Origin of the sequence: Mesorhizobium newzealandense (genome assembly GCF_042682145.1) — a bacterium.
GTDB lineage: Bacteria > Pseudomonadota > Alphaproteobacteria > Rhizobiales > Rhizobiaceae > Mesorhizobium > Mesorhizobium newzealandense.
In genome coordinates this window covers 705,523-730,837 of sequence record NZ_JBHUGZ010000001.1, presented here as the reverse complement: position 1 = coordinate 730,837, position 25,315 = coordinate 705,523, and the positions used below count along the sequence as shown (strand labels likewise).

General features: G+C 62.0%; 21 protein-coding genes. 15 read left to right on the top strand and 6 right to left on the bottom strand.

What is annotated here, in order from left to right:
• The first annotated feature begins 20 nt into the window (after nt 1-20).
• Together ACFSOZ_RS03190 and ACFSOZ_RS03185 are read left to right on the top strand one after the other, a co-directional pair.
• Entirely contained in the window at nt 21-953 is a 933-nt protein-coding gene (locus tag ACFSOZ_RS03190; protein WP_379093609.1) for a complex I NDUFA9 subunit family protein, read from the top strand.
• Nucleotides 954-1,214: 261 nt separating this feature from the next.
• Complete coding sequence (locus ACFSOZ_RS03185; RefSeq protein ID WP_379093606.1) at nt 1,215-1,763, top strand: group I truncated hemoglobin; 549 nt, start codon at nt 1,215-1,217, stop codon at nt 1,761-1,763.
• A gap of 103 nt (nt 1,764-1,866) precedes the next feature.
• Here the strand turns inward: ACFSOZ_RS03185 and ACFSOZ_RS03180 are convergent, their stop codons facing one another.
• The 5 genes from ACFSOZ_RS03180 to ACFSOZ_RS03160 all read right to left on the bottom strand — a co-directional run bounded on the left by ACFSOZ_RS03180 (nt 1,867) and on the right by ACFSOZ_RS03160 (nt 6,568).
• Nucleotides 1,867-2,721: a transglutaminase-like domain-containing protein gene (locus tag ACFSOZ_RS03180; RefSeq protein ID WP_379093603.1), complete on the bottom strand. Its 855-nt coding sequence runs from the start codon at nt 2,719-2,721 to the stop codon at nt 1,867-1,869.
• A gap of 67 nt (nt 2,722-2,788) precedes the next feature.
• Nucleotides 2,789-3,688: a transglutaminase family protein gene (locus tag ACFSOZ_RS03175; RefSeq protein ID WP_379093600.1), complete on the bottom strand. Its 900-nt coding sequence runs from the start codon at nt 3,686-3,688 to the stop codon at nt 2,789-2,791.
• Nucleotides 3,689-3,960: 272 nt separating this feature from the next.
• On the bottom strand, nt 3,961-4,599 hold the full coding sequence (otnC, locus tag ACFSOZ_RS03170) for a 3-oxo-tetronate 4-phosphate decarboxylase (protein ID WP_379093597.1): 639 nt from the start codon (nt 4,597-4,599) through the stop codon (nt 3,961-3,963).
• Nucleotides 4,596-5,849, bottom strand: a complete 1,254-nt coding sequence (otnK, locus tag ACFSOZ_RS03165) for a 3-oxo-tetronate kinase (RefSeq protein ID WP_379093594.1) — start codon at nt 5,847-5,849, stop codon at nt 4,596-4,598. Before otnK ends, otnC begins: the two co-directional genes overlap by 4 nt.
• Nucleotides 5,846-6,568 carry an FCD domain-containing protein gene (locus ACFSOZ_RS03160; protein ID WP_379093591.1) on the bottom strand — a complete coding sequence of 241 codons (723 nt, stop codon included), beginning with the start codon at nt 6,566-6,568 and terminating at the stop codon, nt 5,846-5,848. The genes otnK and ACFSOZ_RS03160 overlap by 4 nt, the downstream gene beginning before the upstream one ends.
• A gap of 200 nt (nt 6,569-6,768) precedes the next feature.
• Here ACFSOZ_RS03160 and ACFSOZ_RS03155 point away from each other — a divergent pair, with 200 nt between their 5' ends.
• The 11 genes from ACFSOZ_RS03155 to ACFSOZ_RS03105 all read left to right on the top strand — a co-directional run bounded on the left by ACFSOZ_RS03155 (nt 6,769) and on the right by ACFSOZ_RS03105 (nt 18,710).
• Nucleotides 6,769-7,707, top strand: coding sequence for a ketopantoate reductase family protein (locus tag ACFSOZ_RS03155; RefSeq protein ID WP_379093588.1), 939 nt, complete (start codon nt 6,769-6,771; stop codon nt 7,705-7,707).
• A gap of 4 nt (nt 7,708-7,711) precedes the next feature.
• Nucleotides 7,712-9,244: a sugar ABC transporter ATP-binding protein gene (locus ACFSOZ_RS03150; protein ID WP_379093585.1), complete on the top strand. Its 1,533-nt coding sequence runs from the start codon at nt 7,712-7,714 to the stop codon at nt 9,242-9,244.
• Complete coding sequence (locus tag ACFSOZ_RS03145; RefSeq protein ID WP_379093582.1) at nt 9,241-10,257, top strand: ABC transporter permease; 1,017 nt, start codon at nt 9,241-9,243, stop codon at nt 10,255-10,257. Before ACFSOZ_RS03150 ends, ACFSOZ_RS03145 begins: the two co-directional genes overlap by 4 nt.
• Before the next feature lie 85 nt (nt 10,258-10,342).
• Nucleotides 10,343-11,362, top strand: a complete 1,020-nt coding sequence (locus tag ACFSOZ_RS03140) for a substrate-binding domain-containing protein (protein ID WP_184872170.1) — start codon at nt 10,343-10,345, stop codon at nt 11,360-11,362.
• A 111-nt stretch (nt 11,363-11,473) separates the two neighbouring features.
• Nucleotides 11,474-12,688 carry a cytochrome P450 gene (locus ACFSOZ_RS03135; protein WP_379093577.1) on the top strand — a complete coding sequence of 405 codons (1,215 nt, stop codon included), beginning with the start codon at nt 11,474-11,476 and terminating at the stop codon, nt 12,686-12,688.
• A 2-nt stretch (nt 12,689-12,690) separates the two neighbouring features.
• A complete protein-coding gene (locus tag ACFSOZ_RS03130) occupies nt 12,691-13,506 on the top strand; it encodes an MBL fold metallo-hydrolase (RefSeq protein WP_379093574.1) in 816 nt (271 codons plus the stop codon).
• Between the two features lie 4 nt (nt 13,507-13,510).
• Entirely contained in the window at nt 13,511-14,527 is a 1,017-nt protein-coding gene (locus tag ACFSOZ_RS03125; RefSeq protein WP_379093571.1) for a zinc-binding alcohol dehydrogenase family protein, read from the top strand.
• A complete protein-coding gene (locus tag ACFSOZ_RS03120) occupies nt 14,528-15,382 on the top strand; it encodes a fumarylacetoacetate hydrolase family protein (protein ID WP_379093568.1) in 855 nt (284 codons plus the stop codon).
• A gap of 3 nt (nt 15,383-15,385) precedes the next feature.
• On the top strand, nt 15,386-16,465 hold the full coding sequence (locus tag ACFSOZ_RS03115) for a Gfo/Idh/MocA family protein (protein WP_379093565.1): 1,080 nt from the start codon (nt 15,386-15,388) through the stop codon (nt 16,463-16,465).
• Entirely contained in the window at nt 16,462-16,833 is a 372-nt protein-coding gene (locus ACFSOZ_RS03110) for a putative quinol monooxygenase (protein ID WP_379093562.1), read from the top strand. Before ACFSOZ_RS03115 ends, ACFSOZ_RS03110 begins: the two co-directional genes overlap by 4 nt.
• Entirely contained in the window at nt 16,830-18,710 is a 1,881-nt protein-coding gene (locus ACFSOZ_RS03105) for a D-apionate lactonase family protein (RefSeq protein WP_379093559.1), read from the top strand. The genes ACFSOZ_RS03110 and ACFSOZ_RS03105 overlap by 4 nt, the downstream gene beginning before the upstream one ends.
• A 158-nt stretch (nt 18,711-18,868) precedes the next feature.
• Here the strand turns inward: ACFSOZ_RS03105 and ACFSOZ_RS03100 are convergent, their stop codons facing one another.
• Nucleotides 18,869-19,642 (bottom strand): SDR family NAD(P)-dependent oxidoreductase, encoded by a 774-nt coding sequence (locus ACFSOZ_RS03100; protein WP_379093556.1) that lies wholly within the window; start codon nt 19,640-19,642, stop codon nt 18,869-18,871.
• Nucleotides 19,643-19,920: 278 nt separating this feature from the next.
• Between ACFSOZ_RS03100 and metH the strand changes: the two genes are divergently transcribed.
• Entirely contained in the window at nt 19,921-23,730 is a 3,810-nt protein-coding gene (gene metH / locus ACFSOZ_RS03095; protein WP_379093553.1) for a methionine synthase, read from the top strand.
• Nucleotides 23,731-23,911: 181 nt separating this feature from the next.
• The gene (locus tag ACFSOZ_RS03090) at nt 23,912-25,306 is read left to right on the top strand and encodes a multicopper oxidase family protein (protein WP_379093550.1); all 1,395 of its coding nucleotides are present in this window, start codon (nt 23,912-23,914) and stop codon (nt 25,304-25,306) included.
• Nucleotides 25,307-25,315 lie beyond the last annotated feature (9 nt).

The following is a 25,315-nucleotide window of genomic DNA, read 5'->3' as shown; positions in this document are numbered from 1 at the left end:
AGACAAGGAATGGCGAGGCAATGGATTCTGACGATCTCAACACGAAACGGATCGTCACTGTGTTCGGCGGAACAGGCTTTCTCGGGCGCAGGATTGTGAAGCGGCTCCTAGAAGGGGGCTTCACGGTCCGCGCCGCATCCCGCCACTCGGCTCGCGTGGGCCCGATCTTTTCATCGACTGGAAGGATGCCCGAAGCAGTCGAGGCGGATATATTGGATGCGTCCTCGATCGGCTCGGCCATTGCCGGATCAGAGGCGATCGTGAATGCTGTCAGTCTTTATGTCGAGCAGGGAGTCCAGACATTCGAACGCGTGCACGTGAAAGCCGCGGCGGATCTCGCCGCCGCAGCGCGCCATGGCAAGGTCGACCGGTTTATCCATATTTCGGGGATCGGCTCCGATCCTAAATCGCCTTCGAATTACATCGGGGCACGTGGGCGCGGAGAAGTAGCTGTGAAGAGCGCATTTCCCGGCGCTTTCATTGTGCGTCCCGCCGTCATGACAGGACCTGACGACGCTTTCCTCACGACTATTGTGAGCCTGATACGCCTCCTGCCGGTCTATCCGGTGTTCGGCGATGGTGGCACGCGGCTTCAACCGGTCTACGTGGAAGACGTCGCAGAAGCAGTGAGCGGGCTGATCGACGGGCGAAACCCCAAGGGTTCCTCCATATTCGAATTCGGTGGCCCGCGCATTTACACCTATAAGGAATTGCTTTGGGAGATCGCCCGACAGCTCCATACTAACGTCAAGCTGATGCCGGTGCCGTTTGCGGTGTGGAAGGCCTTGGCTAGCGTCGCGGAACTCCTTCCGGCCGCGCCCATAACGCGCAACCAGGTCGATCTTATGCGTCACGACAATGTGGCAGCAATCGGCGTGCCGGGCCTGAAGGAACTCGACATCGAGCCACGGGACATCGACGAGGTGATCCGCCTGATCGAACAGCGCGCGTAACGCAGCTTCGCGCTGGGCCGCTGGGCTTGCCGTGAATCCCGATACGGTTGCGCGACGCGTGTTGTCACTCGCCGGCGCGTTTTAGCCCCGCTATCGCATTTGACGGTGGGAATGCGGTCAATCGGAATAATTCGAACGGGGGGCGCGTTAATTCCTCAGACGATGCCGGGTTTGGGCAAAGTGGATATGTCCGACAATCGTTTCGTTGAAGCCGCCAGACAGGCTGCGGCTTGCTTTGGCTCAACTCGAAGGAAATCAGAAATGAAAACGGCTGTTTCAACCACTTTCACAAGACGAAGCGTCGTTGCAGGGCTGGCGGTGACCGCCGCATCGACGGCTGTATTGGCGACGGACAACGCGCACGCGCAGGCCAACCAAACTACACCTGAGAAAAGTCTATACGAGCGGCTGGGGGGCGTATTCGCCATCGCAGCGGTGGTGGATCATTTCAGCGACGCGGTGGTGAAGAACCCCGTCGTCGGCCAGAAGTCCAAGAACCCGCAGTTGCGGAAATGGCACACCAAGAACCTTGGAAGGCTGCCTGGCCTCAAATTCATGCGGACGCTTTGGGTCTGCGACGTTTCGGGTGGGCCCTTCAAATTCGTGGCCACCAAGCCCGGCACGACGCCGCTCGGCCTTGAGGAGGCCCATCGGGACCTGCGGATCTCTCCGGCAGAATTCGATGAGGTCGCAGCGGAACTCGGGCGGACCCTGGACCACTTCAAGGTTCCAAAGCCCGAGAAGGCCGAGGTCCTGGCAGCCTTCGCTGCTCATAAAGACCAGGTCACCGCCGGCTACAAGCGGGCCTGAAGCTCCTTGTTTCCTATTGGCAATTCCGCCCTAATGCCAGCCCGGCGGCTTGCCAAGTGGCCGAAGCCGCGCAACGTCGACCCTTCTGGTCTCATCGATCAGATCAAGGTGAAGCCTCGGGATTTCCGAAAGGATCCCCCGACAATTGGTCCGTTTGGACTTCTTCCGTGACAACTTCGAAGCTCGCTAGTCTCGATGAGCCGAAACTGGTTGAGAAAGCAACGTCGGTCGCGTCGCAACCCGTCGCCATCAGGATCCTGCCTATGCGAGGACGGTTATGCCGAGGATCAAATGTGAACCAGTGACCGCTTAGATATGCTTGAAACCACGCGCTGAAATCCATGGGATCCGGCGCCCGTGGCACGCCAATGTCACCGAGATAGCCGGTGCAATAGCGCGTAGGGATATTCATGCAGCGGCACAGCGAGATTGCCAGATGTGCAAAATCGCGACAGACGCCGGTTCGATCGGTGAGAGCGCCATGGGCGGTCCGCAGCGGGTCCGCGGCCTGGTAGCTGAAAGCGATGTGATCGTGCACGAAATTGCAGATCGCCTGAACCCGCGCCCATCCGGGCGTGGTATCGCCGAACTTCGCCCAGGCGAAGTCGCCAAGCCGATCGGTATCGCAATAGCGGCTACCGAGCAGAAACCTGAGCACCCCGTCGGGGAGTTCCTTGATATCGTGCTGAACGGCGTCTGGCACGACGACATCGGACTTGCCAGTGTCGTAAATTTCGAAGCTCGTAGATATCGTCGTCAGCCCTGCGGGCGCTTCTATTCTCGTGCATGCGTTGCCGAAAGCGTCAATGTAGTCGCGGGCTTCGATCGGGCGATCAAAGCCTATGATCTGATCCGTCAGCAGATCGACGCGTCGTGACGGATGGACGTCAAGGACCAGCAGCATTGGTGTCGGCTGCGGACATTCGTAGATAAGGTTGAAACCTGCGCGGATCCTCATCGATACTCCAATGCGCTGATTCAGGAACCGGGCAAACTCCGGATTGCCCAAACAGTTCCGGCGAACATCAGAGGGAGCTAATTTTTGTTGGCGACGGTTTCCTCGTCACCTTCACCTCAACGCTCATACCCAGAAAACTCGCGGCGCTGCCAGAGTAGCTTCCGGAAAGTGGGATGGCTTGTTGAGGATGCCTGGCCACAGCCACCCTGATCAAATCCCGGTTGCCGACAATGCCATTGGTTGGATCGAACTCGATCCAACCGGCCCCGGGCAAGTAGACCTGGCACCAGGCATGCGTTGAACCTCCGCCGCGGACGGCATCACTATCGCGGCTCGGCACATAGACATAACCGGTCACGAAGCGGGCCGCGAAGCCGAGCGAGCGAACCGCCTCCATCATGAAAAGCGCAAAGTCCCGGCATGTGCCTTTGCGCAGATGCAACGTGATGAGTGGCGGCTGCGTTCCGGTTTCGAACCGGCGGGAATACACGAAGCTCTCGTGGATGGCGTAGCAGAGCGTCATCAACAGTTTTCCGGTCTCGGTATGCCCTGCGGCACTGACGAACTGTCGCGCCCATTTGCCGACCTCGTCGCCGTCATCGAGATGATGGCGCTCCATGGTTTGCGCGAGGTCGGCCGCCTCGTCGGGATCGTAAGAGAATGGATAATTCAGCGCGGCCTCATCGATACGGAAATCAGGCGCATGCTGCGGCGTATGATCGAGCCGAATGTCCGTCGCGAAATGGAGTTCATTGGCCGAACCCTTGAAATCGATCACGGCAACGCAGTTTCCAAAGACGTCGTGGATCCAGCGAACCTCCGTCGGCTCAGGATCAACGGACAAAGTGTGGTCCAGAAGCCGCTGATCGAAACTGTCGCGCGGCCTGAACATAAGCCGGTGCTCGCCAAACCTCACCCGTTGGCTATAGCGATACAACGTCGTGTGCTTGACTGAGAAAATCGGCATTGGCTTCCGTCAATGATCTAGCTGGCACGCCCGTGGTAACCTAGCGCCTAATCGGAACCGGCACGAACTGTTTCCGCTCCATGCGATCCTGCCGGCACGGGGCGGCCTCGGGCTTTGTCAGATGAATTCCAGTCCGCTGGCTGGAGCACAACTACTTGCCTGTTTTTGCGGTAAGGCGCCACGTCCGCCCGGGGGCCGTTGTCAGCATGATGAAGGTTGGGCGGCCAGCGCCAACCCGAATGACGGCGATGCGCAAGGGCCAACGTTGACATTCACTTTTGTCGACGTTGCTCCAATTCGGCGACTATCCGCCCATCCAGTCGCCTGACGGGCAGATGTTTGGTCAGAAGCGCCAGCTTCGCCGTTTCCTCCAGTTCCTCCGCGGCAAAGACAGCGTCGCGGAAACTGCGTCCGGAAACCACCGGACCGTGATTGGCCAGAAGGACGGCCGCATGATCATGCGCCTTGGCAAGCACCAGCGGCCTGACGTCGGCCGACCCCGGATGAGTATAGGGCAGCAGAGGCACGCGACCGACGCGCATCACCACATAAGGCGTGATCGGCGGGATGGCGTCGTCGGGGTCTGTGTCTTCAAGGCAGGACAATGCCGTGGCATAGGTCGAGTGAAGATGCACGACACCTGCCGCCTGGGGCCGCGCTTCATAGAACGCCATGTGGAGGGGTATCTCCTTGGTCGGGGCATCACCGGACACGGCCACGCCTTGGGTGTCCAGCTTCGACAGTCTGCTGGGTTCGAGATAACCCAGGCAGGAATTGGTCGGCGTGACAAGGAAACCATCGGCAAGCCGAGCCGACAGGTTGCCGGACGAGCCGGCGGTGTAGCCGCGCATGAACAGGGACTCGCCCCAGCGGCAAAACTCGTCGCGAAGCTGCTGTTCTTCAAGCGTCATGGGGCGCCACCTTTCAGCATATCGAGCGCGCGTTCGAAAAAATCGTCGGCGCCGAAATTGCCCGATTTCAGCGCCAAGGCCAGCCGCGGCTCGCCGTCGAGGATGAGCACCGGCACGCCGGTGTCGATCTCCGGACCGACTTCAAGCGCCGACGCGCCGAAAGCAGAGGCGACCGCGCCGGAGGTTTCGCCACCCGCAACCACGAGCCGCCGAAAGCCGGCAGCCACCGCCTTGGCGGCGAGCTCGGCGAAAATCGTCTCGAACAATCCTGCCAACCGTTCGCGGCCATGTCGGGTCTGTGCCGCGGACACTTCGGAAGGCTCCGCAGTCGAATAGACCAGCGGGCCGGCGTCCTTGTGGCTGACCAGAAAATCGAGTCCGCTTGCGATGGCAGCGTCCGGATCGAGCACATCGGCGGCATCGAGTTGCATCGAAGGATGCCCGTTCCGATAGGCGGCAATCTGCCGGCGTGTCGCAGAAGAGCAGCTGCCGGAGAGGATGAATCCAGGCCTGTTGTTCCCCGCGAACCGCTGCCGATCGCCGATCACCGGGTGGATACCGAAATTGCTGGGCAGGCCCATGGCGATACCCGAGCCGCCGGTGATCAGTCGATGGGTCTTGGCTATCTTGCCCAGCGCGATGAGATCGTCGTCTGTGATCGCGTCGGCGACGATAAGTTTTTCGCCATTGCGTTTTGCAAGATTGAAGACGGCTTCAGCACCGCCCGAACGCAAACTTTCCAGCGGAAGATGGCCGACCTTGAGTTGCGTCTGGCGCGACAGCCATCGCCTGATATCGGGGTCGGTCATCGGCGTCAGCGGATGGTTTTCCATGCCGGACTCGCTGAGCAGGCGGTCGCCGACGAAGAGGTGGCCGTTGTAGACCGTGCGGCGGTTGGCGGGAAAGGCAGGGCAAACCAGTGCCAGCGGCGCGTCCAGTTCCTCCAGCAGGGCCTGCGCGACCGGTCCTATGTTTCCTTGCGGTGTGGAATCGAAGGTCGAGCAATATTTGAAGACGATCTGCTCGGCGCCGTTGGCAACCAGCCAGCGGCAGGCCGCGAGCGACTGCGCTACCGCATCGCCGGCCTCAACCGAACGCGTCTTCAATGCAATGACCGCGGCGTCGATCTCGTCCGCAAGGTGTCCGCTCGGTGTGCCGACATACTGAACAGTCCGAGCGCCGGCCTTGGCGAGCGTGTTGGCGATGTCACCGGAACCGGTGAAATCGTCGCCGATGACGCCGATCTTCATTCGTCGTGGTCGCTTGCCCGCTGGCGCCAGAACATCGTCGTCAGCTGATCCAGATGCTCGCGCATCGCCTGTTCGGCACGATCGGGATCGCGCGCGACGATCCCATCGTAAATGGCGCGATGCGCCTCATACGCCGTCTGCTCCTGACCGTCGGCGGCCAGCGTCACAATGCGCTGTTCCTTGAGCCATTCGGAAATCTGGTCGTGCAGGGCGACGAAGACGAGGTTGCGGGCAATACGGGCGAGTTCGAAGTGAAAGGCGATGTCGGTGCTGGTGAAACGGTCACGGTCGCCGATCGCCAGCCGATTGGCTTCGAGCGCCTCACGCAACGAGGCCAGATCTTCTGACGTCGCCGTCCGCGCGGCTTCCCGGGCGAGGCCAACCTCGAAGAAACTGCGCGCGCCCTGAAAGGAACGCTGTCCCAATTCCGTCGACAGCATCTGCCTGACCGCAGGTGCCATGCCGGTGAAAATATGGCTGGCGGTCGGCATCAAGACTTTGGCGCGAGCACCATTGGTGAGTTCGACGAGGCCGGCCTTCTGCAGCGAGATCAGTGCTTCACGAATGGCCGGGCGGCCGACGCCGAAGCGCGACTGCAGGTCACGCTCGGGCGGCAACTGGTCTCCCGGCTTGAGTTTGCCGGAGAGGATTTGTCCCTCGAGATGTGTTGCCACATGCTCGAAGAGTTTCTTTCGTTCTATGACAAGAGGGTCGACCATAGACCTTTCATACCATCATGCTTGACAACCATGCAACAGCTTGCAATGCTGAAAACACAAGATTGAAAAAAAGCGGGAAGACAAGGCCGGGCTCCATGAGCATCGGCTAGCACCGGTTTGGGCGCCCTCAAGGCAGCTCCGCCCCCTGCACATCAACTTGCTTTTGAGGCGGCGATTGCGATCGCCAAGGGAGGAAGAGCATGAAAATCGCCATTCTGGGCGGCGGCGGAGCTATGGGCGGGATATTCGGTGGATATCTGGCCCGCGCCGGCAATGACGTCACGCTGATCGACGTCTCCAAGGCGGCCGTGACGGCGATCAACGACAACGGGCTGACCATCGAGGAGAGGGATGGCTCGCAGCCGGTGATAAAGGTGCCTGCAAGTGACAATCCGGCAAGCGTCGGGCCGGTCGATCTCATCATCAATTTCGTCAAATGCTATCACACCGACGCAGCCGTCCGGGCTGCAGCACCGATGATCGCCAGGGATACAGCCGTGCTCAGCCTGCAGAATGGCTGGGGCAATGCACCACGCATTGCGTCGATCGTCGGCGAAGACCGCGTGCTGGTTGGCCTGACCTACCATGGCGGCACGTTGCTGGCGCCGGGCCGCGTCAAGCATCCCGGCTCCGGCATGACCTATATCGGCGAGCTGACCGGCAAACCAACTGAACGGCTCGGCAGGGTGATCGAGACTTTCCGTGCGGCGCAGATCGAGACGACACAATCCGACAGGATCCTGGACGAGGTCTGGAAGAAACTGGCGCTGAATGCCTGCACACTGCCGGTCGCCGGGCTGTTGCATTTGATGTCGCACGAACTCGTCGCCTTCGATGGCACCAAACTCCTGATGGCCGCTATTCTTAAAGAGGTCGTGGCCGTCGCAAACGCCCAGGGCATCGCGCTCGACTATGACGAACGCTGGGCTGCGATCACCGGCCTGCTGGAGAAGGCGATCGGCGGCAAGGCTTCGATGCTGCAGGATGTCGAAGCCAAACGGCAGACTGAAATTGAGGTCATCAACGGTGCCATTGTCGATGCAGGCAAGCGGACCGGTGTGGCCACGCCTGTCAACGAAACGATGGTCTGGATGATCCAGGCCAAGCAGGCCCACTACCTCCAGGTTAAGGCCCAATAGGGCCATGGCGCCGCGGCTCGAAATCAAAGGCCTTTCCAAGTTCTTCCCCGGTGTGCGGGCGCTGGACGACGTATCGATGAGCGTCGAGGGCGGTGAGATCCGTGCATTGCTCGGCGAAAACGGCGCCGGCAAATCCACCCTCGGCAAGATCGTCGCCGGCGTCTATTCGCGAAATCAGGGCACCATCCTGGTCGATGGCGCCGAAATCGCTGACCTCGACGAGAAAGCAGCGGGCGATCTCGGCATCGGGATCGTGCATCAGGAAGGCTCGCTCGTTCCGCAGCTTTCTGTTGCAGAGAACATCTTCGCCGGCCGGCAGCCTACGCAATGGCTGGGCCAGGTCGATGTTCGCACTATGCGCGATCGTGCAAGGGTGCTTATCGCGCAGCTTGGCGTCGCCATCGATCCGGCACTGAAGGTGTCTACCCTTTCGCCGGCGCAATCCCAGATCGTCGAGATTGCCAAGGCGCTGTCGCGAGACCTCAGGATTTTGATCCTCGACGAGCCGACCGCGGCATTGACCCTTACCGAAACCGAGAAACTGTTCGACGTGGTGCGCCGGCTGGCGAGCAATGGCGTTTCGGTGATCTACGTTTCGCACCGCCTTGCCGAGATTTTCGCGCTTTGCCATTCGGTGACCGTGCTCAAGGACGGCAAGCTTGCCGGAACACGCAGGGTCAGCGAGACGTCGACCGACGAACTGATCCGTCTGATGGTCGGACGCGACGTGCATTTTTCGCGTGCGGCGGCAGGGCGCAAGATCGGCGACATCGTACTCGAGGCCGAAAGCGTCGACGCGCCGCCTCTGGTGCGCTCGGCATCGATCTCCGTGCGCTCTGGCGAGATCGTCTGCCTTGCGGGGCTTATCGGGTCTGGCCGCAGCGAATTCTGCGAGGCGATCTTTGGCGCACGCCGACGGCGTGGCGGCTCGATCCGGATTGGCGGCAAGCCGATAGATCCGAGAGGTCCGTGGGATGGCAAGCACGCCGGCATCGGCATGGTTCCGGAAGACCGCAAGGCGGCGGGTCTGTTCCTCGGCATGGACATCGTCAACAATGTTGCCGCGACGGTTCTTTCCAAGGTTTCCTCGGGCGCCAATTTCTCCAACCGCAAGGCCGAGGCGCTGGCCAAGAATTTTGTCAACGAGCTGCGCATAGCGACGCCGAGCGTGCGCCAGATCGTCGGCAATCTCTCCGGCGGCAATCAGCAGAAAGTGCTTCTGGCCAAATGGCTGGCGATGGAGCCGCGCCTGCTGATCGTCGACGAGCCGACACGCGGCGTCGACGTCGGGGCACGATCGGAAATTTACCGGCTTCTGCGAGCGCTCGCCGACAAGGGCGTTGCGCTGCTCGTTGTGTCCTCGGACCTGCCGGAGGTGCTGGCGCTTGCCGACCGCATCGTCGTGATGGCGGAAGGCAGGACGGTTGGCGAATTGCCAGGCGACGGGGCAAGCGAGGAACAGGTGCTGCGGCTGGCTACCAGATACACGGCTTCGGTTGCTGAAGTCCGCAAGGAACCAGGAATGGCAGAGGCATGACGATGCAGATCACGCAACCGATGGCCGAGAATGCCGAGCACCGGCGCGAAAACCTTTTCGTGCGTATCGTGCGGCGCCTCGCCGATTCCAGGGAATTGACGCTGTTTGTGCTCGTCATCGCGCTCGCGCTGGCGATGAGCATCGTCTATCCGAACAATTTCCCCACCGCCTCCAACATGAGGGCCGTGCTGCTCAATCTCGCACCGGTCGGCATTCTTGTCTGCGGCATGATGCTATTGATGATCGGCGGGACCTTCGACCTTTCCGTCGGCTCGACCTTGGCTTTCTCGGGCGTCTGGGCCGCGGTCGTCGCCGGATGGTGGGGCTGGCCGGCGGAGGTTGCTGTTCTGGTCGGCATCCTGGTGGGCGCACTGTGCGGTCTGGTCAACGGTTTGATCGTCACCCGCATCGGCATCAACGCGCTGATCGCAACCCTTGGCACACTCACCATCTATCGCAGCCTGACCTACGTCACCGCCGGCACTGGCGTCACCCCGATCACCGATGCCTTCGCCGAATATGGCCGCGCCGCCGATCCGCTGCTCAGGATCCAGTCGCCGTTCTGGGCGATGCTGGTGCTCGTGCTTGTCGGCGGCTGGCTGGTGGCGCGGACGCGCTTCTTCCGCCAGTTCTATTTCATCGGCGGCAATCCTCGCGCAGCCCAGCTTTCGGGCATTCGCGTCGACCGGCTCATCCTGATCGGCTTCGTCATCATGGGTGCGCTGGCGGGTCTTGCCGGCGTGCTGGGCGCGGCGCGGCTCAACAGTGCGGTCGTCAACGCCGGCGTCGGCATCGAACTCAAGGTCATCACCGCCACCGTGCTCGGAGGCGCGAGCCTGAAGGGCGGCGAAGGCACGATCCTCGGCGGCATTCTCGGCGTGCTTTTCATCGCATTGATCGAGAACGCCATGATCATCAATGCGATCGGCGTGTTCTGGCAGGGGCTGGTGGTCGGTCTGGTCCTGCTGTTCGCAGTCTCGCTCGATCGTTTCAAGACCAGCAGCCGCGCCTGATTTCAGGCGAGGACGGGAGGAGGCATTCGGACAACCGGATGACATACAGGAACTGAAAATACAAAAACATCAGGAGGAAACGGGCATGAAATCGATAGTGAGAACGATACTTTCCGGCGCAGCGCTTGCTGCCACCGCATTGCTCTACACCTTTCCGGCCAGCGCACAGGAATCATCCTTCGGGCCGGCCGACGCGAAGGAGACCTACTACTGGATCTCCAACAAGGCCAACCTGCCGCTGTTCGTGCAGTATGACTATGTCGGAATGAAGCGGATCGCCGAAGAGCTCGGCGTCAAGGTGATCGTCGCCGGGCCGACCGATTTCGACGTGCCGGGCTTCATCTCCGCCGTCGACCAGGTCTGCGCGCAGAAGCCGAGCGGCGTCTCCGTCGTCGGCGGCTGGGATCCGTCGCTGACCGAATCGGTCAAGAAATGCATGGAGCAAGGCGTGCCGACGGTCGTCGATGACGGCGATCTGCCGGACTCCGGCCGTCTCGCCTATATCGGCACGAACTGGACGCAGGTCGGTGTCGCCCAGGCCAAGAAGCTGATGGAAATGCTGCCGAAGGGTGGCAAGGTTGCGTCGATGTCGATCATCAACGCCGGCAACATGCGCGAAGCGGTGGCGGGCTTCAAAGCCTATGTCGAAGCCAATGGCGGCGGCAAATACACCATCGTCGCCAATGAGGATGACGGTGGCGACGCGCAGAAGGCGGCGCAAGTCACGGCGGCGATCCTGGCAGCCCATCCAGACATCGCCGGCCTCGCCGGTTTTGATTCCGAATCTGGTGCCGGCATCGTCACGGCGCTGCGTGAAGCCGGCAAGAATCCCGGCGACATCAAGGTGACCGCAATGGAGCAGACGCCGGACTTCTTCAAATCGGCAAAGGAAGGCTGGGTCGACGGCATCGTCGTGCAGAATCGCGAGCTCTTCATCTACTACGCGGTCAAGCTGCTGCACGACTACAACACCAACACGTTGAAGTCGGCCGGCCTCTCGTCGAAAGACGGCGGCCGTCCGATCCCGGACTCGCTCGATACGGGCGTGATCCTGATCACCAAGGACAATGTCGACAAGGTGCTGACCGCTCTGAATGTGAAGTAGGCTGAATGCCGACATCGCGGAGTCTTGGGTCAAGGCTCAAGCAGCGTCCGGCGGCGTTATCTCCCCGCCGCTGGACGGCCAATTCAAACGTCATCTGGCAAGACCGAAACCATGTCGAACACCGCAGCAATGAGCGAACCGCAGATCCCGGAGGATGTGGATATCCACGATCCGGCGTTCGTGCGCGATCCGTTCACCGCATATGACCGGTTGCGCCTGGAGTGTCCGATCGCCCGCTCCAACAAGCATGGCGGCTTCTGGCTGATGACTCGCTACGAGGATGTGCGGGCCGGCGCCATCAACTGGCGCGACTATACGTCGAGCGTCGCAGGCGTTACCGCTATTCCGGTCATCACCCCGCGCACCGAACCGATGCTGCCGATCGAGATCGATCCGCCGCGTCATTCTCGGTACCGCGCCCTCGTCAATCCGGTGTTCACGCCGGAACGGGTCGCGGAAATCACGCCGCGTATCGGAAGGCTCGCTGCCTCGATCCTCGAACGCATGGCGGAGAAAGAAAGCGCCGATGCCGTGGCCGAATTCTGCGTGCCGGTCGCGATCGCTTCGCTTGCCGCCTTCACCGACGTGCCGCTGGCTGATTCCGAAAATTGGGTCGGCTGGATCACCAAAATGTTCGACGTCAGCGATCCCGTCGCCGGCGCGGCTGCGAGCCGCGATCTCGTTGCCTATATCGACGGGCTGATAGCGGCGCGCCGGGCGGCTCCGACGGGCGACTTCATCAGCATGCTGATGGCCGCCGAGATCGATGGCGAAAGTCTCGACGATGGCCAGATACGATCCTTCATGACGGTGGTTTTCGGCGCCGGTTTCGAGACCACCGCCGACGGCCTCTCGGTCATGCTGCACTGGCTCGCCGAACACCCGGCCGATCTGGCGCGGCTTGCCGCCGAGCCGGCACTCGTACCGACGGCAGTCGAGGAATTCCTGCGTTTTTCCTCGCCGATCCAGATTTTCGGCCGCAACGCCGCGCGTGATCTGTCCGTGCATGAACGCCGGATGCGGGCCGGCGACATCGTCGCCCTGGGCTTCGGCTCAGCCAACCGCGATCCGAGCGTATTCGAGGCGCCAGGCGAATTGCACCTGGATCGAAAGCCCAACAGGCATCTCACCTTTGGCGCAGGGCCACATCTCTGCGCTGGCGCCGGCGTCGCCCGCATGGAATTCGCAGTGACGCTGGAGGCTCTGATCGAGGCCGGAATTGGCCTTGCCCTTGATCCAGCGGTCGCGCCACGCTGGAAGACCAGAGGCGATCGGCGCGGTTTTGCAAGCCTGCCCTTGCTCATTGATAGAAAGAAGGCGCATTGACCATGGCTTTCCCCACCACCCGCATGCGTTTTCACGGCGTTGCTGCTTACGAAATCCTGACGCGCGATGGATTGCGCATCTTGTGCGATCCCTTCCTGGACCAGAATCCGGGCGCGGCAACAAAATCGACAGAATTCGATCGTGTCGATCTCGTCATCGTCAGTCATGCCGCCTTCGACCATCTTGGCGATACCGACAAGATCGCCGCCAAATATGGCTGTCCGGTCGTCTGCGGAGGTGAGGTGAAGGCCTGGCTGATGGACCGTGGCATTCCGGCCAACCAGATCCGTGCCACCACCTGGGGCATCCGGGTCAAGGTGGCCGGCATCGAGATCCAGCCGCTTGAATGCCATCACTGGTCGCAGATCAGGCTGAAGGACAACTCCTTTATCTCCGGCGTGCCAATGGCCTTCATTGTCTATGCCGACGACAATCTGCGCTTCTACCACTACGGCGACACCGCCATCTTCTCCGACCTCAAGCTGCAGGCCGAGCTCTACAAGCCGAATGTCGGCTGCATCGGCATCGCCAATCCACAGGAGATCCTGCATCTCAACCCGATGCCGGGCGAAATGTTGACCGGCGAGATGAGTCCGTATGAAGGTGTGCTTGCCACGCAATGGCTTGGCCTCGAGACGGTGCTGCCCTGCCACTACATCAAACTCGAAGGCGACAAGGACGTCGCCGAATATATGAGGCACCATCGCGAAGCCAAGGCGCGCGGCGAAGCGATTGCCGACCCCTATCTGCTGCGTGCCGGCGACTGGATCGAGTTCGACCGCGACGGCAAGGTCCTGCGGCCGGCCAAGGCGGCCTGACGCGATGCGCGCGGCGATCTTCGACGCACCCCTTTCGATCCGCATGGCCGAAGCGCCGAAGCCGGAGCCACGAATGGGAGAGGTGCTGGTGCGGGTCAAGGCTGCAGGCCTGTGCGCCGGCGATCTCTACATCTACACCGGCAAGAACCCCTACGTGACCTATCCCCGTATCGGCTGTCACGAGATCGCCGGCGTCGTCGAAGCCTATGGCGCCGGCACCACCGGCCCGGCAATCGGCACACGTGTAGTCGTCGACCCATTCATCGGCTGCGGGCACTGCTATCCCTGCCGGATCGGCAAACGAAACTGCTGCGCCAACCTCACCATTGTCGGCGTTCATCGCGAGGGCGGCTTCGCCGATTTCGTGACGGCGCCGGCGCAGAACCTCAACCTTGTGCCGGAGACGCTCACCGACTTCGAGGCGGCTTTCGCAGAACCGGTGGCCATCGGCGTCCAGGGCTGTCGCCGCGGCATGGTCACCGCCGAAGATAACTTGCTGGTGCTTGGCGCCGGGCCGATCGGGCTAGCGATCGTCGAAGTGGCTCGCGCCGCAGGCGCAAAGGTCTACGCCACCGATCTCTCGGCCGAGCGCCTGTCCACCGCCGCCGACCTCGGCGCCATACCGGTCGCCGGCGGCGCCGGCCTTCTGGAACGTGTGCACGAAATCACCAATGGCGAGGGAATGCCGGTGGTGATGGAAGCGACGGGAGCCGCGCCGGCGATGGAACAGACCATCGATCTCGTCGCCGCCGGCGGACGCATCGTCATCCTCGGCCTGGTCAAGAAGGGCCAGGGCATCACCTTCCCCGGCCTGGACTTCACCCGCAAGGAAGTGACGATCCTCGGCTCGCGCGCATCGGTCGACTGTTTTCCCGAGGCCTTGGCCCTGCTCGCCTCCGGCAAGATCCATTACCCGAAGATCGCAAGCTCCTTCGCACTCGGCGAAGCGCCCGACGTCTTCCAGAAACTCGCAGAAAATCCAATGGCCCTGCACAAGGCCGTATTCATTCCGGAGGACTAGATGAAGCTCGTTACCTTCTCCCATCGCAAGGGAGGCCACGTCCATCATGCCGGCGTGCTCGACGGCGATCAGGTCGCGTGCCTGACAGAGGCCGGCATCGCCGGCAGCGTGATGGAGATCGTGCTGGGCGGCGAAAAGATGCTGGATCACATCCGCGGTGGCGTCGCCAAGGCACCGCGCTATGCGTTGACCGAGGTGACGCTCGAAGCGCCGATCCGACCGAGCAAGGTTCTGTGCTCCGGCATCAACTACAAGGGCCACGCCGAGGAAAACCCCAACGCGAAAATGCCGACCGAGCCGTTCTTCTTCACCAAGCTGCCGACCTCGGTAGTCGGCCCCGACGTGCCGGTCGAAAAGCCGGTCAGGACCGATCAGATGGATTACGAGGTGGAGTTCTCCGCCGTCATCGGACGAAAGCTGCACAAGGCCAGGGAAGCCGACGTGATGCCGGCGATCTTCGGCTACACGCTGCTCAACGACATTTCGGCGCGCGATGTGCAGTTCAAGGACAATCAGATCACCATCGGCAAGAACTTTGCCGGCTTCTCTCCGATCGGTCCCTGCATCGTGACGGCTGACGCGATGCCGCATCCCGACAATGTCGCACTGAAGACGCGGCTAAATGGCAAGACGCTTCAGGACGGCAGCACCTCGGACTGGCTGTTTTCGTTGCCGCTGCTGATTTCCTTCCTGTCGCAATATATTCCGCTCGAACCCGGCGACATCGTATCGACGGGAACGCCGGCCGGTGTCGGCATCTTCCAGAAGCCGCCGATCTTCATGAAGGCTGGCGATGTCGTCGAGATCGAAGCCGAGGGCATCGGCATCCTCAGAACCCCGATCGTTGCGGGGTAGGAAATGGCGTCGGGGGCGATCCGCGTTGGAGTGATCGGCTGTGGTTTCTACGCGCAGAACCATCTGCATGCGTGGAAGGATCTTGCGAACGAAGGCGCAGTGCTTGCCGCCGTCTGCGATGTCGATGCCGGCAAGGCCGAAGCAGCCGGCCGTGCTTTCGACGTCCCGTTCTACACGGACGCCGCCGCTTTGCTTGCGGTCGAGAGGCTTGATGCGGTCGATATCGTCACCCGCCACGACACGCACAGGGCGCTCTGCGAACTGGCAATAGCGAAAGGCGTCGCCACTATTGTGCAGAAGCCGTTCGCTCCGACCTGGGAAGACTGCGTTGCCATCGTCGAGGCGGCCGACAAGGCAGGCGTTTGGCTTGCGGTTCACGAGAACTTTCGCTTCCAGACGCCGATGCGGCATGTCCGCCGCGTCATCGACAGCGGCGCCATCGGCACGCCGAGCTGGGCTCGGATAATGTTTCGCACCGGCTTCGATGTCTATCGCACGCAGCCCTATTTCTATGACGAGGAACGCTTGGCGATCGCCGATGTCGGCATCCACGTGCTCGACCTCGCACGCTTCTTCCTGGGCGAGGTCGAGCGCATCTCTTGCGAAACTCAGCGCCGCAATCCCAAGGTGCGGGCCGAGGACACGGCGACGATGCTCCTGCGCCATCGCAGCGGCGCCGCCAGCGTCGTCGAGTGCACATATGAGGCGCGGCGCGACCCCGATCCGTTCCCCGAAACGCTGGTCGAGATCGAGGGCGATAACGGGTCAATCATCGTTCTCCCGGGCTCGCGCATGCGGGTTACCAGCAATGGGACGACGACCGAGGAAGGCATTGGCTCACCGCTGCGCTCGTGGACCAGCGATCGCTGGCACGTCGCGCAAGAGGGCGCGTTCGTTGCCTGCCGCCATTTTCTCGATTGTCTCAAGCGTGGCGTGCCCGCCGAGACGTCGGGAAGCGACAACCTCAGGACTTACGCCCTGGTTGACGCCGCATACCGCGCGGCGGAGGAACACCGGGCGATCGTTCCGACGCTGTGGGAGGGAAGTGCCAGCGTCGCCTCAAAGGGCCGGAGGACGCAATGACGACGGGGCGGGAAAAGACGCCAGGACGCGGGAAGGGAAGGGCGGGCGCCGCCTTTGCGATCACCGTGGCATTCGAACTTCTTGAGGGCTCATTTCCGGAATTCCATCGGCTGGTTGCTGAGAATGCGGCGCTCTCCGTCAAACTCGAGGCGGATTGCCTTCGCTTCGACGTGCTGACACCGGCGGACCCGGCAACTGCCACTCATGTCTTCCTCTATGAGATCTACACGGATCGCGCTGCCTTCGACCTGCACCTCGCCTCGGAGCATTTCCGTCAGTTCGACCAACGCTCGCGCGACCTTGTCATCAGCAAGACGGTTCTCGCCTATGCGGTCCAAGAGAACGCGAAGATTAGGGAATCGACTTGACCGGCAGCGTCAGCGATTTCGATCTGTTCGGCACGGACCAGCCCGTTGCCGAGCGCCGGATCGTCACCGCGGGACCGCTGTCAGCCATCCTCGAAGACGGCAACCTGCGCACCATCTGCTTCGCCGGTGTGGAAGCGGTGCGCGCGATCAACTATCTGGCGCGCGACGCGTCCTGGGGAACCTACAAGGCCGAGCTTTCAAACCTTCAGATTTCGGAAGGCGAGGCTGCGTTCGAGGTCAGCTATGAAGGACTTTGCGTTGGTCCACAGGGGAGCTTTTCCTACAGGATGAAAATTGTCGGCAAAGCCTCCGGCATGCTGATCCTTGAGGCGGAAGGCGTTGCCCTCACCGACTTCCCGACCAATCGCACCGGATTCGTCGTCCTGCATCCATCGCAAGCTGCAGGCGCACCGCTGACCATCCGACACAGCGGCGGCGAGATCGAGGAGACGACATTCCCGGAGACGATCAGCCCGGACCAGCCGGCCTTTGACATATCCGCGCTGACCCACGAGCCGGAGCCTGGAATGACATGCACAGTCGCCATGGAAGGCGACGCTTTCGAGATGGAGGACCAGCGCAACTGGACCGACGCCTCGTTCAAGACATATGTCCGCCCGCTGTCGAAACCCCGCCCTTATGTTATCGCCAAGGGTTCGAAGGACATCCAGCGGGTCGTTGTCTCCATCGAGGCCAAGTCATCGGCGTCTCGACTCCGAGCCGCCGACAGGGCAACACTGACGCTAGGTGGACCTGCTGGACGGATGCCGTCCATGGCACTGTTTCTCGATCCAGATGATCTGCCCGCAGCCGTGGCCGCAGCATCCCAGCTTGGCCCGGCACAGGAAGTCATTGTCCGCTTCCACGGCGCGCGCAAACATGATGTGCAGATGCTGACAAAGGCATCTGGCCTCGCTGCCTCGATCGGAGCCCGGTTGGCGATCGAGGCGATCTTCGATGCAGTCGACCCGACAGCCGAGGCAAGGACTGTCGTCGATGCAATCCGTTCGTCGGGCGTCGATCCGAGCGCCATCCTGATTTCACCGCGCCGCGAATTCAAGACAAGGGCGTCGAACTCGGTGCCTATGGGCGAACGACCGGTCAGCGATCTGGTCGACGCGCTCAAGGCAACCAGTATCGCAGCCGCCATCGGAGCCGGGACGCCTTCCTTCTTCACGGAATTCAATCGCAACCCGCCGATCGGCGATGCAGATTTCGTCTTCTTCAGCAACGCAGCCATCGTTCATGCGGCCGACGATCTATCGGTGATGGAAACGTTGAGCGTCTATCCGTCCGTCATCGCCACGGCACGACGGCTAAGTCCACAAAAACCGATCTGGCTTGGACCATGCACGATCGGTATGCGCCACAATCCCTACGGGCAGAGTGTGGCAGCAAATCCTGCCCGAGCGCGAATGCCCGCTGCAAGCGAGGACCCCCGACATGGCGCATTGTTCGGCGCGGCTTTCACGGTCGGTGTCGCGGCACAGGCTGCTGCTGCGGGCGTTGATCGTCTCATAATCGCGTCCCCAACCGGTTCGTTCGGCTTGCTTGGCCCGACCGGAATTCGTCTTCCTCTCCAGGCGGTCCACGCCGAGCTTGCGACAGCGGCTGGCGCCGAGCGCTACGAGGTTCTGGTCGATCATCCGGGTATTGCCGCCATTGCATATCGTTTCGGCGAATACATCCGCGTCATGGTTGCAAATCTCACACCGGTAGCTGTCAACGTTTCGGTTCCGCCCGGGACGCAGTTGATTGGCGTTATTGATGAGACTGCGAACCTGACGAAGCCTCTTCACAATCAACCAACCTTGGAACCATACCGGTCAGTGGTGGTCCAATGCCAACCAACCGGCAAGGCAACGCAGGTTGGCTGAACAGGCATATTCGGCGATGGTTTCTTCGCTCATTCCGCCGGTCGTAACAATGTCGCAAGCGATCAGTAAGTTATTGAAATCATTAATATCGTCTGGAGTTCAATCCTCTATCGCAGCACCAGCCCAATCCCCCAGATTTCGAATGGCACGACGGCTCGCTACGCCACCGACCACCCGCCATCGACCACTATATTCGCCCCTGTGATCATCGACGCCGCCGGTGAGGCCAGGAACACCACGGTTCCGGCGACGTCGATCGGGTCGCCGATGCGGCCGAGCGGGATGTGGCCGAGCACGTGGGCGTGAAAGTCGGGCTCTGCGAGCGAGGGCCGCGTGCCGTCGGTCCAGATGAAGGTCGGCGCCACGCTGTTGACGGCGATCTTGTGCTGTGCCCACTCGGCCGCCAGGCAGCGTGTCAGATGGTTGATCGCCGCCTTGCTCATGCAGTAGATCGCCTCGCCCTTCAGCGTCACCGTGCCGGCCTGTGAGCTGATGTTGATGATGCGCCCGGACTTTTGGGCGATCATCAATCGTCCGACCGCCTGGGTGGTGAAGAACGTGCCCTTGAGATTGACGTTCACCGTCAGGTCGAAATCCTCCTCGGTGACGTTTTCGGCCAGGTTTTCCGGGCCGAGCCCGACATTGTTGACCAGCACGTCGATGCGGCCGAAGGCGGCGTGCGCCTCGGCGACAGCGGCCCGCACCGTTGCGAGATCGGTCAAATCCATCTGCACGGCCAGCGCCCGCCGGCCCATGCGCTCGATCTCGGCGACAAGCTCCGCCCCGTCGGCCTTGCTGCGCACGCCAACGATCATGTCGGCGCCGCAACCGGCACAGGCCAGCGCGCAAGCGCGGCCAATGCCGCGCGAGGCGCCGGTGACCAGCACCACCTTGCCGGCCAGATCGAATTTCGGCGTGAATTCCGTTGTCATCGCAATCTCCCCTGAAACGCTCAATCTCAGTGTTTGAGCATGACCTTTTCCGAAAACCGGATTCCACTTTTCGGGATCATGCTCCAGGCCGAAACCATCGCAGATGGCGACGGGCCTCTTTGCCAAACACTATCCGGTCGCCGCCTGAAAGCCAGCCGGCATCTGGGCTCACGAGCCGACTGTCAGCCAGACACGTGACACGGTCGATCGTTTGGCGTATATTGACATAAAGATATCCTTATGTGACATGAGTAGGCTTGTCGCCAAAGGGATAAAAAATGTCGCAGAATTCTGCATCGCTGGACGCATTGTTCGGCCCCGTCGCGGCAAAGCCCGACGGTTCGGAAGTGCTTGCGGCGCTGACGGCGGCGGCACGCGAACGCATCCTCATCCTCGACGGCGCCATGGGCACGCAGATCCAGGGCCTGGTTTTCGACGAGGGCCAGTTTCGCGGCGAGGCCTTCGCCGGTTGCGCCTGCCACCAGCAAGGCAACAACGACCTTTTGATCCTGACCCAGCCCGGGGCGATCGAGGAGATCCACTATCAATACGCCATGGCAGGCGCGGATATCCTCGAGACCAACACCTTCTCCTCGACCTCGATCGCCCAGGCCGATTACGGCATGGAGGATGCTGTCTACGCACTGAACCGCGATGGCGCGCGGCTGGTGCGCCGCGCCGCGCTGAGGGCGCAGCAGCAGGACGGCAAACGCCGTTTCGTCGCTGGCGCGCTGGGCCCAACCAACCGCACCGCCTCGATGTCGCCTGACGTGAACAATCCCGGTTACCGCGCCGTGAATTTCGACGACCTGCGCCTCGCCTATGGCGAGCAGTTGCGCGGGTTGATCGACGGCGGCGCCGACATCATCCTGATCGAGACCATCTTCGACACGCTGAACGCCAAGGCGGCGATCTTCGCCTGCAACGAGATCTTCATCGAGAAAGGCGTGCACCTGCCGGTGATGATCTCCGGCACCATCACCGATCTGTCCGGCCGCACGCTGTCGGGCCAGACGCCGACCGCCTTCTGGCACTCGGTGCGCCATGCCAGCCCCTTCACCATCGGCCTCAATTGCGCGCTCGGCGCCAAGGCCATGCGCGCGCATCTGGACGAGATTTCAAGCGTCGCCAACACTTTTACCTGCGCCTATCCGAATGCCGGCCTGCCCAATGAATTCGGCCAGTATGACGAGAGCCCGGAATTCATGGCCGCGCAGATCGAGGATTTCGCCCGCGAAGGGCTGGTCAATGTCGTCGGCGGTTGCTGCGGTTCGACGCCCGATCACATCCGGGCGATTGCCGAGGCGGTGCGGAAATATCCGCCGCGCGCCATTCCGGACATCGAGCCGAAGATGCGCCTGTCCGGGCTGGAGCCGTTCACGCTGACTGACGAGATCCCCTTCATCAATGTCGGCGAGCGCACCAATGTCACGGGATCGGCCAAGTTCCGAAAACTGATTACGGCGGGCGACTATGTCGCCGCGCTCGACGTGGCGCGTGACCAGGTCGCCAACGGCGCCCAGATCATCGACATCAACATGGACGAGGGGCTGATCGATTCGAAGAAGGCGATGGTCGAATATCTCAACCTGATCGCCGCCGAGCCCGATATCGCCCGCGTCCCAGTGATGGTCGACAGCTCGAAATGGGAGATCATCGAGGCCGGCCTGAAATGCGTGCAGGGCAAGTCGCTGGTCAACTCCATTTCGATGAAGGAGGGCGAAGAGGCGTTCGTGCACCATGCGAGGCTGGTGCGAGCCTATGGCGCGGCGGTGGTCGTCATGGCCTTCGACGAGGACGGCCAGGCCGACACCAAGGCGCGCAAGGTCGAGATCTGCACCCGCGCCTACAAGCTCCTGACCGAACAGGCCGGCTTTCCGCCGGAGGACATCGTCTTCGACCCCAATGTCTTCGCCATCGCCACCGGCATCGAGGAGCACGACAATTACGGCGTCGACTTCATCGAGGCGACGGGTGAGATCACCGCGACGCTGCCGCATGTCCATATCTCAGGCGGCGTGTCGAACCTGTCCTTCTCGTTCCGTGGCAACGAGCCGGTGCGCGAGGCCATGCATGCCGTGTTCCTCTACCATGCCATCCAGCGCGGCATGGACATGGGCATCGTCAATGCCGGCCAGCTTGCGGTCTACGACACGATCGAGCCGGAACTGCGCGAGGCCTGCGAGGATGTCGTGCTCAACCGCGTTCCCAAGGCGGGCGGGACTGCCACCGAACGCATGCTGGAGATCGCCGAACGCTTCAAGGGCACGGCCGGCCAGGAGGCCAGGGAGCGTGATCTCGCCTGGCGCGAATTGCCGGTCGAACAGCGGATCAGCCACGCGCTGGTCAACGGCATCACCGAATTCATCGACGCCGATACCGAGGAAGCGCGGCTGGCGGCCGAGCGCCCGCTGCATGTCATCGAAGGTCCGCTGATGGCCGGCATGAATGTCGTCGGCGACCTGTTCGGCGCGGGAAAAATGTTCCTGCCGCAAGTGGTGAAGTCGGCCCGCGTGATGAAGCAGGCGGTGGCGGGATTGCTGCCGCACATGGAGGCCGAGAAGGTGGCGAACGCCGCCAACGGCATCGACAATGGCGAGCGCCAGACGGCGGGAAAAATCCTGATGGCGACGGTGAAGGGCGATGTCCACGACATCGGCAAGAACATCGTTGGCGTCGTGCTCGCCTGCAACAACTACGAGATCATCGATCTCGGCGTCATGGTGCCGGCGGCCAAGATCCTGCAGACGGCGCGCGAACGGAAGGTTGACATCATCGGCCTGTCCGGCCTGATCACGCCGTCGCTCGACGAGATGGCGCACATGGCCGCCGAGATGGAGCGCGAAGGCTTCGACATCCCGCTGTTGATCGGCGGCGCGACGACCAGCCGCGTGCACACGGCGGTGAAGATCCATCCGCGCTACACCAGGGGCCAGACCGTCTATGTCAACGACGCCAGCCGGGCGGTCGGCGTCGTGTCCTCCCTGCTGTCGAACGAGACCAGGGACGGTTATGTCGACGCCGTGCGGGTTGAGTACAAGAAGGTCGCCGACGCGCATGCCCGCTCCGAAGCCGACAAGCAGCGGCTGCCGTTGGCCAAGGCGAGGGCCAACGCGCATCGGATCGACTGGTCTGCCTACCAACCGCCGAAGCCGTCTTTCACCGGCGTCAAGGTCTTCGAAAACTGGGACCTTGCGGAACTCGCGCGCTACATCGACTGGACGCCGTTCTTCCAGACCTGGGAGCTGAAGGGACGTTATCCCAAGATTCTCGAAGACGAGGCGCAGGGACCAGCGGCGCGCCAACTGTTCGAGGATGCGCAGGCGATGCTGAAGAAGATCATCGCCGAGAAATGGTTCGCGCCACGCGGCGTCATCGGCTTCTGGCCGGCCAATGCCGTCGGTGACGATATCATGCTGTTTTCGGACGAGGCGCGATCGCAGGAATTGGCGACGTTCTTCACCTTGCGCCAGCAACTGACCAAGCGCGACGGCAAGGCCAATGTCGCGCTGTCGGATTTCGTCGCCCCGTCGGACGGCGGCAAGCCCGACTACATCGGCGGCTTCATCGTCACCGCCGGCATCGAGGAGGTGGCGATCGCCGAGCGTTTCGAACGGGCGAACGACGATTATTCCTCGATCATGGTCAAGGCGCTGGCCGACCGTTTCGCCGAGGCCTTTGCCGAGCGCATGCACGAGAAGGTGCGCAAGGAGTTCTGGGGCTACGCACCCGACGAGAATCTGGCGCCAGACGAACTGGTTGGCGAGCCTTATCGCGGCATCCGCCCGGCTCCCGGCTATCCGGCACAGCCCGACCATACCGAGAAGGCGACGCTGTTTCGGTTGCTCGACGGCGAGGGCAATGCGGGCGTGAGTCTGACCGAAAGCTATGCGATGTGGCCGGGCTCGTCGGTGTCGGGGATCTATCTGTCGCATCCCGAAAGCTATTATTTCGGAGTCGCCAAGGTCGAGCGCGACCAGGTCGAGGATTATGCGCGCCGCAAGGCGATGCCATTGGCCGAGGTCGAGCGCTGGCTCGGACCGATCCTCAACTATGTTCCCGCGCCTCATGCCGAGGCGGCCGAATAGCGGCGGGAGGCTCTGTCGTCTTTTCGTTCTGACAGTGCCGTTTGAACGGGACTCAGGCGCAGGTGCTGTTGACACTAGTTCACGCCATGCCATCAACAGAATTTGCGCGGGTTTCCGGCTTGTGATCCATGGCGTGACGGTTACACCTGCGGCGTAGCCGTCTTTGCAGTTGGAGCGCCGAATGACCGTACTCACACGCCGCAGGCTTTTGAAAACGGCAGCGATTGCCGGCGCCGGCGGAGTGGGGCTCTCAGCCGTGGGCAGGTTTGGCGGCTGGGCCGCCGCAAAGCCTGAGCCGGTGGTGCTGCAGACGGCCAAGATCGAGGCGAAGCTGATGGATGTCGGCCGGACCAGGAATGTGCTGAGCTATGGCGACGCCGGAATGCCGCCGGTGCTCAGAATGAAAAAAGGCGAGCCCTTCGCCGCGCGTCTCGTCAACGCCATCGACGATCCGACAACGATCCACTGGCACGGCATTCGCGTGCCGAACAAGATGGACGGCGTGCCGTTTCTGGTCCAGCCCTACGTCTATACCGGCGATCATTTCGACTACGCCTTCACGCCGCCTGATGCCGGCACCTTCTGGTACCACCCGCATTGCAACACGCTGGAGCAGATGGGCCACGGCCTGACGGGCGTGATCGTGGTCGAAAACCCCGGCGATCCGAAGTTCGATGCCGAAATGGTCATCAATCTGCGCGACTGGCGTCTCGGCGACGACGGCCAGTTCATCGACCAGTTCCGGCCGCGCGACGCGGCAAGAACCGGCACATACGGCACCGTGCGCTCCGCCAACTGGCTCGATCAGCCGCAATATGACGCGCCGGCCGGCGGGCTGGTGCGGCTGCGTATCGCGATTACCGACGTCACGCGGATCTATGCCTTTCGCGTCGACGGCGCCGAAGCGATCGTCATGGCGCTGGACGGCAATCCGGTGCCGCAGCGTTTTTCCCCCGATGCCCTGCTGCTTGGACCCGGCCAGCGCATGGAACTCGCCATCCGCATGCCCGACGACGAGGGCGCGATCGTCAGCCTGCGGGACGTCAGGGGCACCAAGCCCAAAATCCTGGCGACCCTGCGCGTAACTGGAAGCTCGCTCAAGCGTGACATTCGCGATGTTGCACCCCTCGAGGTCAATCCGGTGGCGGAGGTGGATCTGACCAGCGCCCAGCACATTTCCCTGTCGCTCAGCGCCACGGCGGAAAGCATCCCGAGCGATGGCATCTGCGGTTCGCTTGGCTACAGTTTCTGGGCAATCAACAAGGTGCCGTGGCCGGGCGATACGCCCGATCCAACCGCGCCGCTGGCCGAACTGAAACTCGGCAGAAGCTATGTCATCGACATGGAAAACCTGACGCCGCAATCCCATCCGATGCATCTGCACGGCATGAGCTTCAAGGTGTTGTCGTCCTCGACGCGTCAGGTTCAGCCGCTGATCTCGGACACCTATCTCATCCAGCCCAACGAAAAGGTGAGCCTGGGCTTCGTCGCCGACAACCATGGCGACTGGCTGCTGCACTGCCACATCATCGAGCACCAGAAATCGGGAATGACGAGCTATGTCAGGGTAGTCTGAAGCCCCGTC

Bases quoted from the DNA above. Each gene is read 5' to 3' on its own strand.
- metH (WP_379093553.1), top strand. From the start codon at position 19,921: ATGTCGCAGAATTCTGCATCGCTGGACGCATTGTTCGGCCCCGTCGCG.
- ACFSOZ_RS03190 (WP_379093609.1), top strand. From the start codon at position 21: ATGGATTCTGACGATCTCAACACGAAACGGATCGTCACTGTGTTCGGC.
- ACFSOZ_RS03185 (WP_379093606.1), top strand. From the start codon at position 1,215: ATGAAAACGGCTGTTTCAACCACTTTCACAAGACGAAGCGTCGTTGCA.
- ACFSOZ_RS03100 (WP_379093556.1), bottom strand. From the start codon at position 19,642: ATGACAACGGAATTCACGCCGAAATTCGATCTGGCCGGCAAGGTGGTG.
- ACFSOZ_RS03130 (WP_379093574.1), top strand. From the start codon at position 12,691: ATGGCTTTCCCCACCACCCGCATGCGTTTTCACGGCGTTGCTGCTTAC.
- ACFSOZ_RS03175 (WP_379093600.1), bottom strand. From the start codon at position 3,688: ATGCCGATTTTCTCAGTCAAGCACACGACGTTGTATCGCTATAGCCAA.
- ACFSOZ_RS03090 (WP_379093550.1), top strand. From the start codon at position 23,912: ATGACCGTACTCACACGCCGCAGGCTTTTGAAAACGGCAGCGATTGCC.
- ACFSOZ_RS03110 (WP_379093562.1), top strand. From the start codon at position 16,462: ATGACGACGGGGCGGGAAAAGACGCCAGGACGCGGGAAGGGAAGGGCG.
- ACFSOZ_RS03160 (WP_379093591.1), bottom strand. From the start codon at position 6,568: ATGGTCGACCCTCTTGTCATAGAACGAAAGAAACTCTTCGAGCATGTG.
- ACFSOZ_RS03150 (WP_379093585.1), top strand. From the start codon at position 7,712: ATGGCGCCGCGGCTCGAAATCAAAGGCCTTTCCAAGTTCTTCCCCGGT.
- ACFSOZ_RS03125 (WP_379093571.1), top strand. From the start codon at position 13,511: ATGCGCGCGGCGATCTTCGACGCACCCCTTTCGATCCGCATGGCCGAA.
- ACFSOZ_RS03145 (WP_379093582.1), top strand. From the start codon at position 9,241: ATGACGATGCAGATCACGCAACCGATGGCCGAGAATGCCGAGCACCGG.
- ACFSOZ_RS03140 (WP_184872170.1), top strand. From the start codon at position 10,343: ATGAAATCGATAGTGAGAACGATACTTTCCGGCGCAGCGCTTGCTGCC.
- ACFSOZ_RS03115 (WP_379093565.1), top strand. From the start codon at position 15,386: ATGGCGTCGGGGGCGATCCGCGTTGGAGTGATCGGCTGTGGTTTCTAC.
- otnC (WP_379093597.1), bottom strand. From the start codon at position 4,599: ATGACGCTTGAAGAACAGCAGCTTCGCGACGAGTTTTGCCGCTGGGGC.
- ACFSOZ_RS03180 (WP_379093603.1), bottom strand. From the start codon at position 2,721: ATGAGGATCCGCGCAGGTTTCAACCTTATCTACGAATGTCCGCAGCCG.
- ACFSOZ_RS03155 (WP_379093588.1), top strand. From the start codon at position 6,769: ATGAAAATCGCCATTCTGGGCGGCGGCGGAGCTATGGGCGGGATATTC.
- ACFSOZ_RS03120 (WP_379093568.1), top strand. From the start codon at position 14,528: ATGAAGCTCGTTACCTTCTCCCATCGCAAGGGAGGCCACGTCCATCAT.
- ACFSOZ_RS03135 (WP_379093577.1), top strand. From the start codon at position 11,474: ATGTCGAACACCGCAGCAATGAGCGAACCGCAGATCCCGGAGGATGTG.
- otnK (WP_379093594.1), bottom strand. From the start codon at position 5,849: ATGAAGATCGGCGTCATCGGCGACGATTTCACCGGTTCCGGTGACATC.